This window comes from Kocuria atrinae C3-8, from assembly GCF_000286355.1.
Lineage (GTDB): Bacteria > Actinomycetota > Actinomycetes > Actinomycetales > Micrococcaceae > Kocuria > Kocuria atrinae_A.
Window position 1 is genome coordinate 1 of sequence record NZ_AJXN01000121.1, and the last position, 1668, is coordinate 1668.

The following is a 1668-nucleotide window of genomic DNA, read 5'->3' on the forward strand; positions in this document are numbered from 1 at the left end:
AGCCTCGATCCACCGACTTGGGTCGCGCCTGGGGTTGATTCCGTCAGCGCCGAGTGATCTGGTTTTGGGCATGGCGGTGTGGCCGGCCTCGCTGCCGGTGATGTTCCACTGGAGTTCCTGATTCGTGCCGTTGAGCGACTGGTGGACTGGTTCTATGCGGTCTTCGGTGGTGGGTGGATGGCGGCGAAGAGCCGTTCGAAGGCGTGTCGCCAGGGCCAGGATTCGGGTAGGCGAATTTGGATCCGCCGGGCGCTGGAGGCGATACGGGCCGGAAGACTGACGAGTTTGGTCCGGATGGTGCCGGTGCGGGCCCTGGTGAAGGTCCCGGCGGCAAGGATCCCAGCGGTGCGGGTGAGGTTGTAGGCCATCACCGCACAGACCAGCCAGGCGCTGTTAGCCCCGAAGTGCCCGGAGGGCAGGTGGGCCAGGGCGCTGTCTTTCAAATCGGCGTTGACCTGCTCGATGACCGCATGCCCCCGGTGGGTCTGGTCCGCGGCCACCGTGTCCAGCACCTCCGGGTCGGTGGTGGTGAAGAAGGCGTGGAACCGGTGGGTGTCGAACAGTGTCGGCTGACCCTCACCGTGCTTGGGATTCAGTTCGGGGATCCGGCGCACCACCAGGCGCCCAGGAATCCTCTCGGCCTTCTTCCGGGATTTGAAGGCGGTGTAGGGGACCTCGGCGACCTCGGCCTTCGAGGTCCACGTGTCGGTGGTCTCGTCGTAGATCGCCTGGGGGTATTTGATGGGCGTCCAGGCTTCGTCGTCGATGGTGGCGATGGCCTTTCTGACGGCCTTGTCCATCCTCACCGTGACCGAGACTTCGGCTCCTGTTTTCAACACCGCGGCCACTGCAGCATGACCGTAGAAAGCTGAGTCCGCGCGCATCAGGACCTGGTCTTGATCCGTGGGATGCATACGCTGCAAGGTGGCCAGCGAGTCACCGATAAGCCGGGCGGCCCCGCGTGGGGAGCCCACTGATCCGCGGCGTAGCCGCTGGCCCAGGATCACCGGGGCGGTGTCGGCGGTGCTGGCGGTGGCCAGTAGTGCGTTCAGGCCGCGCACTCCGGAGTATCCGTAGCCCGAACCCTGCTTCTGGTAGCCGTGGACTTCGATGATCGTGTCGTCAACGTCAACGAAGACGAACCCCGGTCCCTGGCCTGTATCGGCCGGGGCACCCAGCAATGGGGCCTGACGGCTGAGCGCGGTCAGGAAGCGGGAGGCGACTGCGTCGAGCTGGCGGACGTGCCCGAAGGTGAAGGACCGAAGGAATGAGCCCAGCGTCGAGGGCGCGTAGATCCCCGCGAACAGCTTGGACATCGCCCCGTGGCGCAGGATGGCCATGTCATCGATCGAGTCGGCCCCGGCGCACATCCCGGCCACCAGCGCCGTGACCTTCGCCCCGGCGTTGGCACCCTTGTCAGTAGGCATGCTCAACCGCTGCTCGGTCAGTTCGTGCAGACCTGATTCACAGGCCAGTTTCATCAGCGGCACCAGCCCTGCGGAACCCACGAGATTGGGCTCGTCGAAGGAAACTGACAGGCCGATCGGGTGTGGGAAACTTGCATCTACGAGATGTCCTCTCATCGCGGTGGAACGGAACCTTAGACAAGTCCCATTCTTCCCGGTCAGACGGGCATTTCGTCTTTAATGACGTCCCCTACCCAGCACG

At 64.6% G+C, this 1668-nt stretch carries 1 pseudogene; it reads right to left on the bottom strand.

The features are described 5' to 3' along the window. Window positions 1-152: 152 nt before the first annotated feature. A pseudogene (locus YO9_RS0112810) lies at window positions 153-1564 on the bottom strand (IS1380 family transposase). Window positions 1565-1668: the final 104 nt, after the last annotated feature.